At 35.9% G+C, this 16,385-nt stretch carries 17 protein-coding genes; all 17 read left to right on the top strand.

Annotation, left to right across the window (positions count from 1 at the left end; genetic code table 11):
• Window positions 1-52: 52 nt before the first annotated feature.
• Window positions 53-1,411, top strand: a complete 1,359-nt coding sequence (ftsA, locus tag HMPREF0518_RS07925; protein WP_023193044.1) for a cell division protein FtsA — start codon at window positions 53-55, stop codon at window positions 1,409-1,411.
• A gap of 14 nt (window positions 1,412-1,425) precedes the next feature.
• Window positions 1,426-2,745, top strand: a complete 1,320-nt coding sequence (gene ftsZ / locus HMPREF0518_RS07920) for a cell division protein FtsZ (protein ID WP_003627660.1) — start codon at window positions 1,426-1,428, stop codon at window positions 2,743-2,745.
• A 17-nt stretch (window positions 2,746-2,762) separates the two neighbouring features.
• On the top strand, window positions 2,763-3,200 hold the full coding sequence (locus HMPREF0518_RS07915; protein ID WP_003627658.1) for a cell division protein SepF: 438 nt from the start codon (window positions 2,763-2,765) through the stop codon (window positions 3,198-3,200).
• Complete coding sequence (locus HMPREF0518_RS07910) at window positions 3,200-3,502, top strand: YggT family protein (protein ID WP_003627655.1); 303 nt, start codon at window positions 3,200-3,202, stop codon at window positions 3,500-3,502. The genes HMPREF0518_RS07915 and HMPREF0518_RS07910 overlap by 1 nt, the downstream gene beginning before the upstream one ends.
• The gene (locus HMPREF0518_RS07905) at window positions 3,502-4,302 is read left to right on the top strand and encodes a YlmH family RNA-binding protein (RefSeq protein ID WP_003627654.1); all 801 of its coding nucleotides are present in this window, start codon (window positions 3,502-3,504) and stop codon (window positions 4,300-4,302) included. The genes HMPREF0518_RS07910 and HMPREF0518_RS07905 overlap by 1 nt, the downstream gene beginning before the upstream one ends.
• Window positions 4,278-5,075 (top strand): DivIVA domain-containing protein, encoded by a 798-nt coding sequence (locus HMPREF0518_RS07900; RefSeq protein ID WP_003627653.1) that lies wholly within the window; start codon window positions 4,278-4,280, stop codon window positions 5,073-5,075. The genes HMPREF0518_RS07905 and HMPREF0518_RS07900 overlap by 25 nt, the downstream gene beginning before the upstream one ends.
• A 221-nt stretch (window positions 5,076-5,296) precedes the next feature.
• Complete coding sequence (gene ileS / locus HMPREF0518_RS07895) at window positions 5,297-8,080, top strand: isoleucine--tRNA ligase (RefSeq protein ID WP_003627652.1); 2,784 nt, start codon at window positions 5,297-5,299, stop codon at window positions 8,078-8,080.
• Window positions 8,080-8,283, top strand: a complete 204-nt coding sequence (locus tag HMPREF0518_RS07890) for a cold-shock protein (protein WP_003627651.1) — start codon at window positions 8,080-8,082, stop codon at window positions 8,281-8,283. The genes ileS and HMPREF0518_RS07890 overlap by 1 nt, the downstream gene beginning before the upstream one ends.
• 19 nt (window positions 8,284-8,302) lie before the next feature.
• Entirely contained in the window at window positions 8,303-8,872 is a 570-nt protein-coding gene (locus HMPREF0518_RS07885; protein ID WP_003627650.1) for an NUDIX hydrolase, read from the top strand.
• A gap of 2 nt (window positions 8,873-8,874) precedes the next feature.
• Entirely contained in the window at window positions 8,875-9,183 is a 309-nt protein-coding gene (locus tag HMPREF0518_RS07880; protein WP_003627649.1) for a hypothetical protein, read from the top strand.
• A 17-nt stretch (window positions 9,184-9,200) separates the two neighbouring features.
• Entirely contained in the window at window positions 9,201-9,896 is a 696-nt protein-coding gene (locus tag HMPREF0518_RS07875; RefSeq protein ID WP_003627648.1) for a 5'-methylthioadenosine/adenosylhomocysteine nucleosidase, read from the top strand.
• Between the two features lies 1 nt (window position 9,897).
• Entirely contained in the window at window positions 9,898-11,055 is a 1,158-nt protein-coding gene (locus tag HMPREF0518_RS07870; RefSeq protein WP_003627647.1) for a cysteine desulfurase family protein, read from the top strand.
• Between the two features lie 47 nt (window positions 11,056-11,102).
• Window positions 11,103-11,444 carry a DUF1831 domain-containing protein gene (locus tag HMPREF0518_RS07865; RefSeq protein WP_003627645.1) on the top strand — a complete coding sequence of 114 codons (342 nt, stop codon included), beginning with the start codon at window positions 11,103-11,105 and terminating at the stop codon, window positions 11,442-11,444.
• A 7-nt stretch (window positions 11,445-11,451) separates the two neighbouring features.
• Window positions 11,452-12,579 (top strand): tRNA 2-thiouridine(34) synthase MnmA, encoded by a 1,128-nt coding sequence (mnmA, locus tag HMPREF0518_RS07860; protein WP_003627643.1) that lies wholly within the window; start codon window positions 11,452-11,454, stop codon window positions 12,577-12,579.
• Between the two features lie 92 nt (window positions 12,580-12,671).
• On the top strand, window positions 12,672-13,331 hold the full coding sequence (locus tag HMPREF0518_RS07855; protein ID WP_003627642.1) for a histidine phosphatase family protein: 660 nt from the start codon (window positions 12,672-12,674) through the stop codon (window positions 13,329-13,331).
• Entirely contained in the window at window positions 13,331-13,975 is a 645-nt protein-coding gene (locus HMPREF0518_RS07850; RefSeq protein ID WP_003627641.1) for a tetratricopeptide repeat protein, read from the top strand. Before HMPREF0518_RS07855 ends, HMPREF0518_RS07850 begins: the two co-directional genes overlap by 1 nt.
• Window positions 13,975-16,326, top strand: coding sequence for an SF1B family DNA helicase RecD2 (gene recD2, locus HMPREF0518_RS07845; RefSeq protein ID WP_003627640.1), 2,352 nt, complete (start codon window positions 13,975-13,977; stop codon window positions 16,324-16,326). Before HMPREF0518_RS07850 ends, recD2 begins: the two co-directional genes overlap by 1 nt.
• Window positions 16,327-16,385: the final 59 nt, after the last annotated feature.

The following is a 16,385-nucleotide window of genomic DNA, read 5'->3' as shown; positions in this document are numbered from 1 at the left end:
TGTTTATTTATGTTAGAATTTTTTCAAAGCAAATATTAATGGGGGCTTAATTTTGGAGGATTCAAATCTTTTAGTGGGTCTTGATATAGGAACCACGAGCGTGAAAGCTGTTGTGGCAGATTCAGGTAAAGTCATTGGTGCAGTTACTACGCCGAATTCAGGCATGAGACATGGTCAGATCGTTGATATTGATCAGACTGCAGTTGCTATTAGCCGAGCTTTAAAGGGCGTAGCAGAAAAAACTAATGCAAAGATTTATAGTGTTGTAGCTGGAATTCCAGTAGGAATGTTGCAGTTAGAGACCGCAACTGGATTTGCCAATGTTGGTGAAGAAGGACAAGAAGTAAGCAACGAAGATGTTAAGAGAACGATTAGTTCTGCAATTCATGCTGCTGCAAAGGACGATCGTGAAGCAATTACTTTTTTGCCTAGTCGATTTTTAATTGATGGAAAAACTGAGGTCGATGATCCTCGTAAAATGATTGCTCGTTCACTTGGAGTAACAGGTATTTTGTTAACAGCTCCAACTGGTTCATTGCATAATATTAAAAAAGCAATTGAGCGTGCGGGTTATCATAATAATTTCTTTGTTCCAACGCCATTGGCAATTTCTAGTGTTGCATTGAATGAAAGTGAAAAAACTTTTGGTTCTGTAATTATTGATCTTGGTGGTGGAGTAAGTACGGCAACTGTTATTAAAGAAGGTCAAATTAAGTATGCCAACATCGATTTAGAAGGCGGCAGTGATATTACCAATGATATTTCTGCTGTTTTAAGTATTTCTAAGCGTGATGCTGAGCAAATTAAATTAGACTATGGATTTGCTGATCCCCAATTTGCCTCTAAAAATGATAAGTTTGCAATTAATAGCGTAGGCTCAAATGGCCAGCAAATGATCGATGAAGTTTACTTAAGCGAAATTATCAATGCTCGTCTTGAGCAAATTTTAACCCGTCTTGGTAAAGGCTTGGCTAAGCATAATGCTTTGAAACAACCAGGTGGGATTGTAATTACTGGCGGTACTAGTTTGCTTCAAGGAATTGATAGTTTGACCGCTAATGGCTTAAACGTGAAGGCACGCATTTATCAACCAGATCAAATTGGGATGCGCAATCCAATTTATACTGCTGCATATGGAATAGTAAATTATTCTTATAAGATGTTAGAAGTTGATTATCTTGTTAACAGTGTAATCTATGGTTTTGGTCAAAATGTGGTTGAAGAACCAGTTTCGAAGCCAAAAACTTCCAAGAATTCTAAAAGAACTGTTTCTAATAGTGAAAGTGAAACCAAAGAAGCTTATAATAGAAACAAAATGTCCGCAAGAGATGATTCTTCAACGGACGAAGAAAATAATAATCAAGAGAAAACTAATGGCTTGAAGAGTTTCTTTAAGAAATTCTTTGATTAAAGGTGGTTAATTTAATGGATTTTACATTCGATTCAGACGACAATAAAAATGCTGTCATCAAAGTTATTGGTGTTGGCGGTGCCGGAGGCAATGCTGTTAACCGAATGATTGATGACGGTGTACAAGGTGTTTCATTTATCGCAGCAAACACCGATGTTCAAGCTTTAAACAGTAATAAGGCTGAAAATAAGATTCAATTAGGGCCTAAATTGACAAGAGGTTTAGGTGCAGGTTCACATCCTGAAGTAGGGCAAAAAGCTGCTGAAGAAAGTGAACAAACAATTGAAGATGCACTAAAAGGTGCTGATATGATCTTTATTACCGCTGGTATGGGTGGTGGTACCGGTACTGGTGCGGCTCCTGTAGTTGCTAAAATCGCACGTGAAACTGGTGCTTTAACTGTTGGTGTAGTTACACGCCCATTCAGCTTTGAAGGCCCTAAGCGCTCAAAAAATGCTGCAGAAGGAATTACTCAATTAAAGCAATACGTTGATACTTTAGTTATTATCGCTAACAATCGTTTGCTTGAAATGGTTGATAAGAAGACCCCAATGATGGATGCCTTCAAAGAAGCTGATAACGTTTTGAAGCAAGGTGTACAAGGTATTTCAGATTTGATTACTTCAACTGACTACGTAAACTTGGATTTCGCTGACGTTAAGACTGTTATGGAAAACCAAGGTGCAGCTTTGATGGGTATTGGTCGTGCTAGTGGTGAAAACAGAACAGTAGAAGCTACTAAGCTTGCCATTTCTTCACCACTTCTTGAAGTATCCATTGATGGTGCTAAGCAAGTATTGCTTAACATTACTGGTGGACCTGACCTTACTTTGTTTGAAGCTCAAGATGCATCAGAAATCGTTTCTAAAGCTGCTGGTGATGATGTCAACATTATCTTTGGTACTTCAATCAATCCTAACTTAGGTGATGAAGTAGTAGTTACTGTAATTGCTACTGGTATTGATTCTAAGGCTGAAGAAGCTGCATCAAAGCAAATACCAGGACGTAGTCATCAAATTAAGGCTCAACCTAAGAAGAAAACAGATTCAGTTGTTAATACTACTGTTCAACCTGCTAATAATGCTAATGCAGATCGCGAAGCAGAAAAGCCAAAGCAAACAATGGTTGATCCAACTAGTGTTTGGGGATTGAACGACAATCAAGATAATCAAAGAAGAAATACAAAGCCTGCTGAGCCAAAGGATTATCATGAAAGCTTTGATACTTTTAGCAATGATGATCAAGACAGTATTTCTCAAATTGAAACTAGTGCTCAAGACGATAGTGATGATAATGACGACATCCCATTCTTCAAACATCGTGGTGAAAACTAGTTTGGAGGTAGATACAAATGGCTTTTGATAAATTAGGTAGATTTTTCGGTATTTCCAATGATGACGATGAGTTGGAAAAAGAAGAATATGCCACTTCAAACAAGGATGAGAATGAAAACTTACCTCTAAATTCTGTTAGTCGAGACAATATTGTTTCAATTAAGTCAGGATTAAATTCTGCTAAAAGCAAAATTGTTTTATATGAGCCACGTGTTTATTCAGATGCTAAAGATGTTGCTCAAAACTTATTAAACAATAAAGCAGTTGTAATTAACTTTAGTAGAATGGAAGATAGTTCGGCTCGTCGAATAGTCGATTTTATCACAGGGACAGTTTATGCATTAAATGGTGAAATCCAACGCATTGGTGACAAGATCTTTTTAGCTACTCCACCAAAATTTGTTACTGATGGTAAAATTAGCGACTTAGTAGATAAGAAAGATAATTTAAGTTAATGTTAAACGTAATACACTTTATTTACTTAGCTCTCACTTGGATTCTATGGCTTTATAGTCTTTTTATTGTAATTGATGCAATTTTAAGTTGGGTACCGATGTTAAGTAACTCTGTCATTGGTCGCTTTTTGGATAAGATTGTAAATCCATATTTGAACTTATTTAGAAAAGGTCCATTTGCCAAATTAGCTAACTCTACTGGAATTGATGTTTCTCCAATTATTGGATTGTTTATTTTGTACTTTGTACAAAATTATGTCTTATATTGGATTATTAATATTTTGTTGAGGATGTTAGGTTAATGCAAAAGCGACAAGCAAGTAAGTTTTATCCACATTCTAATCAAGAAGAAAGACCAGTAATTGACTATTTTACTGGTCTTTTTAATCAGATAATTTTTAAACATGAGCCAATTTTAACGGATTTTTTAGATCCAGGTAAAAGAGCGATTTTGAAAACTATCGTGGGTAATGACGTTTTTATGCAAGAATATGGCGGGTATCCCAATGCTGAGAAGAAACGCGTTTATTTAAGTGAAGAATGGGTTAATTTACAGCCAAGTGATTATTTAATTCAACCATATGAAATTGAGTATCCACAAAAATTTATTAAAATTAATCATAGTGCTATTTTAGGTACTTTGGCTAATTCTGGAATTGAAACGGATACTTTTGGCGATATCATTACTGACGAAAATGGTAAATGGCAATTTTTTGCTAAAAAAGAATTAGTAGACTTTTTTGAAGAACAAATTACTCGAATAGGTAGAGCACAAGTAAAATTAAAAGAAATCACTTTTAAGGATGTTTTAGTGCCAGAAGATGATTCAACCGAGAAGACGGAAATTGTTGCTTCCATGAGAATCGATGCGGTTTTATCTAGTATTAGCAAGCAAAGTCGTGGTCAGATTCAAAAACTGATTGAAAATCATTTAGTCAAATTAAATTGGCATGACATAGCTGATTCTAATATAATGGTTAAAGAGAATGATATTTTGAGTTTGAGACATTTTGGACGGATTCTGATTGAAGATGTTTCAGCTACAAGAAAAGGTAAATATAAGGTGGTGCTCAAACTTTGGCAGACAAAGAAACGAAACTGACCCCGATGGATATTCATAATAAGGAATTCAAGCATCGAGGCCGCAATGGATACGATCGTTATGAAGTGGATAGCTTTTTAGATGATGTCGTTGATAGCTATGGGGATGCGCTTGATCAAGTAGTAGATTTAAAGAACGAAGTAGTATCTTTAAATAAAAAAGTGGAAGATATGCAGGCTCAAGTAGATGAGTACAGTAATATGAAGAAATCTCTTATTTCTGCTCAACAGACTGTAGATCAATTAAAAGGAAATGCGGAAGCAGAAGCTAAACGCATTCTGGATGATGCTAAAAAACAAGCTCAAACAGAGGTTGGCTATCAAAAGCAACAGCAAGAAGTTATTTCCAATGATTACAAACGTTTAAAGAAACAAATCGGCGAATTCCGTAGTCATATGCAAGCAATGCTCCAAGATGAGATAAATAATTTAAATGATGAGATTTGGCAGCATGCTCTAGATGAATATTTCCATACAGAACGATTTTATCCAGGCAATGGTGCAGAGCCAATTGGTGAAGAAGAGGAAATTGCGAATGAAGCCGCAATTGATGATGAAGATGTTGACAACGATGATGTAAATGACGTAAACTCTTCTCAAGAACCTGATGATTTGGACATGGACTTATCAGATGATTCTGATGACGATGATGATTCTGCTCCTAAGCCAATGACAGGGGATAGTCCGCACCATGAAACAATTAATTTGAAACCTAAGATGCCTAAGACTTCATCAGGTCCAACAATTGTTTTCCCGGATGATTATAAAAAATAAAAATTAGATTGACAGTAAAACTCGAAGGCAATTCAGCGAGCTAGTGTTGGTGGAAGATTAGCATAAGAGCCCGAAGGTTGATCAGCTGTCTGAATAATCTAAACGTTTTTTGCACGTTACGCAAATTAAGTGGAACTTTTTAAGTTCAATTTAGGTGGTACCACGGTTAACCTCGTCCTAATTTAGGAAGAGGTTTTCTTTTTTTAGAAAGGAATTTGTTAATGAAAATTAAAGATACTCTTAATTTAGGTAAAACTAAATTTAAGATGCGCGGTAATTTGCCTGTTCGTGAAGCAGAATGGCAAAAACAATGGCGTGAAAATAAATTATATGAACAAAGATTAAAGTTAAACGAAGGTAAACCTCGTTTTGATTTACATGATGGCCCTCCATTTGCCAATGGTAACATCCATATGGGTCACGCTTTAAATAAGATCTCTAAGGATATTATTGTTCGTTACAAGAACATGAATGGTTACTACGCACCATACGTACCAGGTTGGGATACTCACGGTCTTCCAGTTGAACAACAACTTGCTAAAAAGGGTGTAGATCGTAAGACAATGGATCGTGCAAAGTACCGTGAACTTTGTCGTCAATATGCGGAAGAACAAGTTCAAAAGCAAATGACTGACTTCAAGCGTCTTGGTGTAATGGCTGATTGGGATCATCCATATATCACTTTGCAACATGACTTTGAAGCACAAGAAATTCGTGTCTTTGGTGAAATGTTCAAGAAGGGCTACATTTACAAGGGTAAGAAGCCTGTTTACTGGTCATGGTCAAGTGAATCTACTTTAGCTGAAGCTGAAGTTGAATATAAAGATGTTGAAGCAAATTCAATCTTCGTTGCATTCCCAGTAACTGATGGTAAAGGTATTATTGATCCGAAGGATACTTACTTCGTAATCTGGACTACTACTCCTTGGACTATTCCAGCAAACGAAGCTATCTGTGTAAATCCTAAGTTTGATTACTCAGTAGTTCAAGTTGGCGACAAGCGTTACGTTGTTGCTAGCGGTTTGCTTGATAAAGTAGCTGAAGAAATCGGTTGGGATGACTACAAGGTTGTTCAAACTGTTAAGGGCGCTGACATGGAATACATGAAGGCTAAGCACCCAATTTACGACAAGGAAAGTCTTGTAATTGAAGGTTTCCACGTAACTTTAGATGATGGTACTGGCTTAGTTCATACTGCACCTGGTTTTGGTGAAGACGACTTTAACGTTGGTCAAAGGTACAACTTGCCAATCTTTAGTCCAGTAGATGCTCATGGTTGCTATACTGATGAAGTTCCAGAACTTAAAGGCATGTTCTACCAAGACGTAGACAAGTTAATGGTTCAAAAACTTAAGGACGCTGGCGCACTTCTTAAACTTAAGGTATTTACTCACTCATACCCACACGATTGGCGTACTAAGAAGCCAGTTATCTTTAGAGCAACTACTCAATGGTTTGCTTCAATTGCTCCATTTAGAGATCAAATTCTTGATCAAATTGAAAAGGCTAGCTTCATCCCTTCATGGGGTAAGACTCGTCTTTACAACATGATTAAAGACCGTGGTGACTGGGTAATTTCACGTCAACGTGCATGGGGGGTTCCACTTCCAATTTTCTACGCTGAAGATGGTACACCAATTGTTACTCCAGAAACTATTGAACATATTGCCAAGATCTTCGAAAAAGAAGGCTCAAACGCTTGGTACACCCATACTGCTAAGGAATTATTGCCAGAAGGCTTTACTTCAGAACACTCACCAAATGGTGAATTTACTAAGGAAAAGGATATCCTTGATGTTTGGTTTGACTCTGGTTCATCTTGGTCAGGCGTCATGGAAAAACGTGACGGTTTGCATTATCCAGCAGATCTTTACCTTGAAGGTAGTGACCAATACCGTGGTTGGTTTAACTCAAGTTTAATTACTTCAGTTGCTGTCACTGGTCAAGCACCATACAAGCAAGTTCTTTCACAAGGATTTGTTTTAGACGATAAGGGTCACAAGATGTCTAAGTCACTTGGTAACGTTATTTCACCAAATGATGTCATCAAGAAGATGGGTGCAGAAATTATTCGTCTTTGGGTAGCACAAGCTGATACTACTTCAGATGTTGCTGTTTCAATGGGAATTTTGCAACAATCTGCAGAAAGCTACAGAAAGATTAGAAATACCTTCCGTTATATGCTTGCTAACACCAGCGACTTTGATCCTAAGGAAAATCGTGTTGCTTATGATGATCTTCGTTCAGTTGATCAATACATGGAAGTTAAGTTAAACGACTTAATTAAAGAATGTTTAGCAGCTTATGATAAGTTTGACTTTACTACTGTATTCAAGAAAGTCTTTAACTTCATTTCTAATGATCTCTCAGCCTTCTATCTTGATTTTGCTAAAGATGTTCTTTATATTGAAGTTGAAAACAGCCATGCACGTCATTCAATGCAAACAGTTATTTATGATGCTGCAGTTAAATTGGCTAAGATTTTAACACCAATTTTGCCACACACTATGGAAGAAATCTGGGGCTTCTTGAAAGAAGACGAAGATTACGTTCAACTTGCAAATATGCCAGAAGTAGAAAATTATGCTAACCATGATGAATTGCTTGAAAACTGGGCTAAATTCATGAAGTTGCGTGATGATGTTTTGAAGGCACTTGAAGATGCAAGAAACAAGAAGTTAATCGGTAAGTCATTTGAAGCAGCTGTCACAATCTACCCAGATAAAGAAACCAAGGCAATGCTTGATGAATTAGATGCTGACTTCAGAGAAATTTTAATTGTTTCTAAGTTAACTATTTCAGATGATGAAGCTCCAGTAGATGCTGAACAACTTGCTAATGCTGCTGTTGTAGTTAAGCATGCTGAAGGCGAAGTTTGTCCACGTTGTAGAATGATCAGAACTGATATTGGTGCAGATCCTAAGTTGCCAATGCTTTGTGGTCGTTGTGCAGAAATTGTTGAAGCAAACTATCCTGAAGTAGTACAAGAAGGATTAGAAAAATAATGCGTTTAGGTACTGTTAAACAATTTGATGAAGGAAGCAGCTATGGTTTTATCGAAGATGATCGAAATCATAAATCATACTTTGTTTTCTATAAAGCTATTAAAGAAGAGGGCTATAAATCATTACGAGTAGGCGACCGAGTACAATATCAATTGGCTCAAGGGAAAAACGGCCTACAATGTGTTAATGTATATTTAGCCTAAAAAAGGAGGATGAGACTTAGTGGATTTAAAAGAAACAGAAATCTCATCGCAACAGATTTTTCAAGGTCGAATCTTAGATTTATCTGTTCGAACAATCAAATTACCCAACGGCGAAACTGCAACTAGAGAAATAGTTAAGCACCGTCCAGCATCTTGTGTAATTGCAATTAATGATCAACAAGAAATGCTTTTGGTAAAACAATGGCGTGAAGCAATTAAACAGGTAACCTTAGAAATTCCTGCTGGAATTGTCGATCCAACTGATGCCAGCCCACTTGACGCAATGAAGCGTGAATTGAATGAAGAGGGCGGCTATAGAGCAGAATATTGGGAAAAAGTTAGCGAATTTTATTCTACACCAGGCTTTTGTGACGAAAAGATGCATCTGTTCTACTGTGATACGTTAATTAAATTGACTGATAAGCGTTCTTTAGATGCAGATGAATTTTTGACTTCTGATTGGTATAGTTTGGATAAGTTGAAGAATTTATTAGCTGAAGGCAAAATTGTTGATGCAAAGACAGTTTATGCAATTTCTGTTTGGGAAAATATGTTATTGCGTAATGCCCAAGCTGAAAGTAATAAATAATCATGACAGCAAAACGTTCTGATTATCGTAAAAGACAGAAAAAGAGTTTATTGAATAAAGTCAAATCTGCTTTTAATGATAATAATGCAACAGAAGAAGTTAATGTTAATCCTGACTTTCAAAGGGATGCTTCTGAAAGAAGACGTCCTTTAGAAGGTGATGGTCAGGAGTTTTATCAGGCACAGCAGTCAATCGACAAAGAACAGTTAAAAGAGCAGAAGTCTTTAAAACTGAAAAAAAGATTGAATAGTGCTATTCTGATAGTGTTTGTTCTAATTATATTAGTGCTTTTAGCACTGTTTCATTTATAATTTAAGCGAGGAAATTTATGAAGATTGCGATTATTGTTCCAATGGCTGAAGAAGCTGAATTTTATCGTAATCATTTCCAAGCAGAAAAGAAAGAAATGTTCGGATCAACTGAATTCGAACATTTTTCTGTTAATGGAAATGATGTATATTTAGGTTTAAGTGGTATCGGCAAAGTTCAAGCTGCTATGAACCTAGCTAGTTTATTAAGTAACGTTGATATTGATGTGATCTTTATGACTGGGTCTGCTGGTGCTTTAGCTAAGGATATTCATCAAGAAGATTTAGTTTTACCTAATGCATTCATGTATTATGATGCTCATAATACTGCTGCAGGTGATTATGTTGAAGGTCAAATTCCACAACAACCGGCTCAATTTGTCCTTGATTCACCAGAAAGAGCTGCATTTGCGGAATATCTTAAAAAGCAAAATGTTGCCTTTAGCGAAGGTTTAGTAGTTACTGGAGATTCATTTGTAGCTTCAACTAAACAAAAGGACGAAATAAAAGAAAACTTCCCTGACGCATTAGCTTGTGAAATGGAAGGTGCTGCCTTTGCTCAAGTTGCTCATGCCTTTAATAAGCCATTAGTTGCAATGAGAGCAATCTCCGATAATGGCGATGGCAGTGCAAATGAAGATTTTGACGTTTTTGTCAAGAAGGTTGGCGCTGAGGCTGCTAAATTAATTAGTGATTACGTAGAAAAGATGAATTAAAGTGCGTGAAATTTATTTGGATAACGCTGCGACTACACCAATGTCACCTAAAGTAATTGATGTAATTACTGATGAAATGAAAAATGATTTTGGTAATGCATCAAGTACTTATGAGTTGGGACGTCGAGCAAGAAATGTAATTGATCGAGCCCGTCATCAAATTGCGGCAAGTATTAATGCCAAAGACAATGAAATTATTTTTACTTCTGGCGGTTCAGAGAGCAATAATACTGCTATTTTTGGAACAGCATACAGTCGAAAAAACATTGGTAAAAAAATTATTACTACGCAAATTGAACACCCTTCAGTCTTAAATCCTATGAAGCGATTAGAAGCTGAAGGCTACAACGTTGTCTATTTAAATGTTGACGAGACTGGGCATATTTCTTTAGATGAATTGAAAAAAGAATTAACGCCAGATACGATTTTAGTATCTATTATGGCTGTTAATAACGAAGTAGGCTCTATTATGCCACTTAAAGAAATTGGTGAAATGGTCAAAGACAGCAATGCATATTTCCATGTTGACAATGTTCAAGGCATGGGAACCGTTGACATTGATGTCAAATCTATGAATATTGATCTTTTGTCAGTGTCTGCACATAAAATTAATGGACCAAAGTTTTTAGGATTTTTGTATGAAAATTCTGACATTGATTTGCCAAATTTAGTTTTAGGTGGCGAACAAGAAACTAAACGTCGCGCTGGAACTGAAAATGTACCAGGTATTGCCGGTTTTGGCGAAGCAGTTAAAGAATTGACCAATATTGGTCATGATGATCTTCAAGCAAAATATGCTCATTTTCAAGATCTAATTTTGAATGAACTTGATCAAAATAAGATAGATTATAAAATTAATGGTGGTCATGGTTCTGGATATTCTCACCATGTTTTGAATCTATGGTTCAAGGGAGCTTCTACCATTTCATTGCAAACTAATTTAGATTTAAATGGTTATGCTGTATCAGGTGGCTCTGCATGTACTGCTGGTTCACTTGAACCTTCACATGTATTGATTGCATGCTTTGGTGCAGATTCTCCTCGGATTAATGAATCTATTCGTATTTCATTTGGACGCTATAATACAGATGAAGAAGTAGCATCTTTTGCTAAAAACTTGGTAAAAATCGTTCAAAGAATTCAATCTAAAAGAAAATAGTTGCTTTTAAAAAGAAGGTAACTTATTATAAATAAGTGAGGAAAAATATGGCAAATATAGTTGTGATTAATGGTGATAAACGTAAGTTTACTGTAAGTCCAGATTTGAAACTCTATGCTTTAATTGATGCAGGTTTTGTGAAGACTGCTAAAGGTAATTTCAATTATGAACATCCTTTATATAATGATTCACCTTACAATGCACCAACTAAGTTAAAGATGACAATTAACAAGGACTTATCTCATTTAACAATGGTTGTTACTGATCGCAATGGTTTGCAAAAGGTTAATATTTTTAAAAACAAGCAATTAGCAGCTACTGTTGAACTTTTGAATTATATTTTAAAAGATCTCGAAGAGCGCAAAATATTGCTTGAGGTAAAGGATTGATTGAATAATGTTTGACAATAGCAAGACTAGAGTAGTTGTAGGTATGAGTGGTGGTGTAGATTCATCAGTATCAGCATTGCTGCTCAAACAACAAGGCTATGATGTTGTCGGTGTTTTCATGAAAAATTGGGACGATACTGATGATTCTGGTGTTTGTACCGCTACTGAAGATTACGAAGATGTGAAAAAGGTTGCTGATAAAATCGGTATTCCATATTATTCAATTAATTTTGAAAAAGAATACTGGCATCGAGTTTTTGAATATTTCTTGAATGAATATAAAAAGGGAAGAACACCTAACCCTGACGTAATGTGCAATAGTCAAATTAAATTCAAGTCATTCCTAGATTTTGCGATGGATCTTGATGCTGATTATATTGCAATGGGACATTATGCTAAAACTGTTAAGGATGCTGATGGTCTTACTCATATGATGCGTCCTAAGGATGGAAATAAGGATCAAACTTATTTCTTGAGTCAATTAAATCAAGACCAAATTAAGAAGGTCATTTTCCCACTTGCTAATTTAACTAAGCCTCAAGTGCGTGAAATTGCCTTAGCTAATGGTTTAGCTACTGCCAAGAAGAAGGATTCTACTGGTATTTGCTTTATTGGTGAAAGAAACTTCAGAAAGTTCTTAAGTGAATTTTTGCCAGCTAAGTCAGGTAAAATGGTTACTCCAGATGGCAAGGTGGTTGGTGAACATGCAGGATTAATGTACTACACCATTGGTCAAAGACAAGGTTTGGGTTTAGGTTCAACCAAGGAATCAACAGATCCATGGTTTGTTGTTGGTAAGGACTTGAAGAAGAATGAATTGATCGTTGAACAAGGCTACGACAGCAAGCTTCTTTATGCAAGTCGCTTAAAGGCTAGTGACATGTCATTCTTTACTGGCAAGCCAGATCATGATGTAGAATTTCATTGCAGTGCCAAGTTCCGCTATCGTCAATGTGATGTTGGTGTAACTGTTAAGTATCATGCAGATGATAACACTGCTGATGTTTACTTCGATGAGCCAGCACGTGCAGTTACCCCTGGTCAAGCTCTTGTTTTATACCAAGGTGAAGAATGTCTTGGTGGCGGAAATATTGATGCTGCTTACCAAGAAGATAAGCAATTACAATTAGTTTAAAATGAATTTTAAAAAAGGACATTCGAATTTTCGAACGCCCTTTTTTTTGTGCTAAACTAGTTATATCGATTAAACATGTTTGGGGGATAAAAATGCAGATTTATTTTGTTCGTCACGGTAAAACTGAATGGAATTTAGCTAGTCGTTTTCAAGGTGGACATGGTGATTCACCACTTTTGCCACAAAGCTTGAAAGACATAAAAAAATTAGGTGAACATTTAAAAGGAACTAGATTCAGAGGTATTTTTGCTAGTCCGTTGGATCGAGCATTTAATACTGCTCAAGGTATTGATAATGCTATGAATGCCAATTTGCCAGTAGTAATTGATGAACGATTACGTGAATTTAATTTGGGTGATATGGAAGGAATGAAGTTTGCGGAAGCAGAGAAGAAATTCCCTGAGCAAATGGATAATTTCTGGAATCATCCTGATAAGTATGATCCAACTGAATTACATGGTGAAGATTACGAACACGTCATTGCTCGTGGCAAATCTTTTGCTCAAGAAATGGCCAAAAGATTTCCAGATGATGATGATAAGGTATTAGTAGTAAGTCACGGAGCAGCTTTATCGGCAATTACGGGTGGCTTATTGGGTTATCCTTTAAAAGATCTTTGGAAAAATGGCGGTTTAAGCAATACCAGTTTAACGGTCCTTGAAACGTTAGATGATGGTAAAACCTTTAAACTAGTTGTTTGGAACGAAACCAGTTATTTAGGGAGAAAGTTATCAAAGACGGATTCACTTTAATGGATAAAAAGATTGCACAACTTTATGATAATGGCAAGGTAAATGAAGCGATTCATTTATTAGTTCAAAAGATTGACCAAAAACCACAAAATATTGAAAATTATTTGCAACTGTCAACGTATTTACTTGAGCAAGGCAGTGTAGATCAAGCACAGCAATTATTAGAGCAGGCGCAACACTTAGTTAAAAAGCCCCAAGAATTGAATTATAATTTAGCTGTTAGCTATTATATGCAGGGCGATTTTGATAAAGCCTTGGCATTATTAGATCAGATTCCTAATGACGATTTGACATTATATCAAAAAGCCCTAACTTATCTAAAATTGGGTCAAAGTCAAAAGGCACTTGCTTATGCATTAACTATTAAGAAAATCGATGAAAAGGTGCAGGAATTATTAGGCGATATTTGGTTGAGCTTGGGAGAGAATGATCAGGCACAACAGTCTTATCTTGCTATTCCTGTAGATAAACGCACAGCAAAAATTTATTTCTTGCTTGGTGTTTCAACTATGGAAAAAGATCGAAATAAAGCAGAATCATATTTTGCCAAAGCAAAAGCAATGGATGAAAAATATTATAAGCGAGCAATGGATCAGTATGCTTCGATTATGAAAATGCTAAATGATAAGGAAAAGAAAAAGTAATGAGTGAATTCACCGGTAAAATTAACGGGATTGTTTTTGAAAACGATAAAGATTTATACAAAATCCTCGATGTTGAAATCATTGGTTCACTCGAAAATTATTCACGTAGCGAAATTAAGGTAACAGGAAATTTTGGTGACGTGCAAATTGGAAGTAGCTATCATTTTGATGGCAAACTGATTATGCATGAAAAATTTGGTTTGCAATTTCGTGCTAATAGTTATAAACCGATCATGCCTCATGAAGAAGTTTCACTTACTAATTATTTAAGTTCTAATAAATTTCCAGGTATTGGTAAAAAAACGGCAGGTACCATTATTGAAGAATTAGGATTAAATGCTTTAGACATTTTAAAAGAAAATCCTGCCAAAATCGACACCTTATCTTTAACCAAAAAACAAAAAGATAGTTTATTGTCAGGCCTTAATTCTATGGATTCTTATTCCGAAATTGTTTTAAAATTGGCACAATATGGGATCAGGAAACAAGTAGCCGCTAGACTTTATCAATGTTATCATGGCGCAGCTTTAGATAAATTAAAAGAGGATCCATATGCTGCTATTAATGAAGTTACAGGTTATGGCTTTAAGACTGCAGATACCTTGGGCAAACAATTAGATATTAAAAATGATGATCCACGAAGAATAAATGGTGCCATTTATCAGATTCTTTTGGATGCTTTAAGCGGTGAGGGAGATACATATGTCTCACTATCCGATCTGTTAACTGCTGCCAAAGATTTATTACAAATTTCAGAGTTTGATCCGATTGCTATTTGTGTAAATTCTTTACAGAAAAAAGGAAAAATAGTAGTTGATGGTGAAAATGCCTTTTTGCAAAATATTTATCAAACAGAAGTAGATATTGCTCGATCTATGAAAAGCTTGGTAGAGAGCCGAAAAATGCAAGAAGATGAGCAGTATAGCGACAAAAAAATTGAAGAAGCCATTAAAGATGCGGAACAAGAGTTAAAGATTGAATACGATGATACACAGAAATTAGCAATTAAAAATGCTTTGAACAATCCTATTTCAATTTTGACGGGTGGTCCTGGTACAGGAAAAACTACGATTATTAATGGAATATTACTGGCATTAAGGAAATTAGCAGAAATCCCAGCTTCATCGCTATATAGTGAAGATCCACCATTTTTATTAGCGGCGCCAACAGGTAGAGCTGCAAAGAGAATTGGTGAGATAACTGGCATTAGTGCCAAAACCATCCACCGTCTTTTAGGATTGGGGATTGGAGACGCAAATGCTGAGGATTTGAATGAACTCAATGGTGAAATCTTAATCATTGATGAGATGTCGATGGTTGACATGTTCCTATTTAAGCAGCTTCTCTCTAGTATCAATCAAACTCGACACATTGTGTTTGTGGGGGATAAGGATCAGTTGCCTTCTGTTGGTGCCGGAAATGTATTTAGCGATTTAATTAAGTCACATGCTTTTCCTACTACGGTATTAAAGCAGATTCACCGACAAGGTGATGAATCAACGATTATTACATTGGCTCATGATGTAAATGAGGGCAAAGATCAACAAGCTTTATTCAAAAAGACTAAGAATTATTCCTTTATTAGCTGTAGACCTGAATTGGTAGGGGATGCAGTAGGTCAAATTGTAAAATTGGCTTTAAAACGTGGCTTCGATAAAGACGATGTACAAGTATTAAGTGCAATGTATCATGGTAGCGGCGGGGTAAATAATTTGAATGATGTTATTCAAGAAATAATGAATCCACTCAAAGCCAAAAGTAAATTCTTAGAAGTGCGTAATGAAGTCTTTCGGATTGGCGATCGAATTTTACAATTACAAAATAATCCTGAGAAAGATATCTATAATGGTCAAATCGGTAAGATAATTAGTATCGATGAAGATAATTCTAAGGAATGCATGGTTGCTAATTTTGACGGTCGGGAAGTAAGTTTTGGCAAAAAAGATTTAACAGACCTGACCAGGGCGTATGCGATTACTATTCATAAGTCACAGGGCTCGGAATTTCCGTTAGTAATTTTGAATTTGACTATGCAAAATCATGTGATGCTTAAACGAAACTTGCTTTATACGGCTATTACTCGTGCTGAGAAAAATTTAGTTTTAGTAGGAGATCCGCGAGCTTTTGCGGCAGCTTTTAATACACCAGGAAATGATCGAAAAACTGGATTGGCAGAAAAAATCTGTGCTCAATTGGGTATTAAAGATGTTAAGGCTGATGAGAACACGAAAGAAGAGGTAGTTGAATCAAAGCCTCAAAAACAAGAACCAGAAGATTATATCTTAACGCCTGAGAAAATTTATTCAGGTGAGATCGATCCAATGATTGGAATGGAAAATATTAAACTATAAAAAAGAAGCTGAGATAATCATTCATCTGAATGAAAGTCTTAGCTTCTTTGCTTATTTCG

The sequence above is a fragment of the Lactobacillus helveticus DSM 20075 = CGMCC 1.1877 genome (genome assembly GCF_000160855.1).
GTDB lineage: Bacteria > Bacillota > Bacilli > Lactobacillales > Lactobacillaceae > Lactobacillus > Lactobacillus helveticus.
Note: the sequence above shows the minus strand (reverse complement) of the source record. Positions and strands in the feature narration are given on the sequence as shown.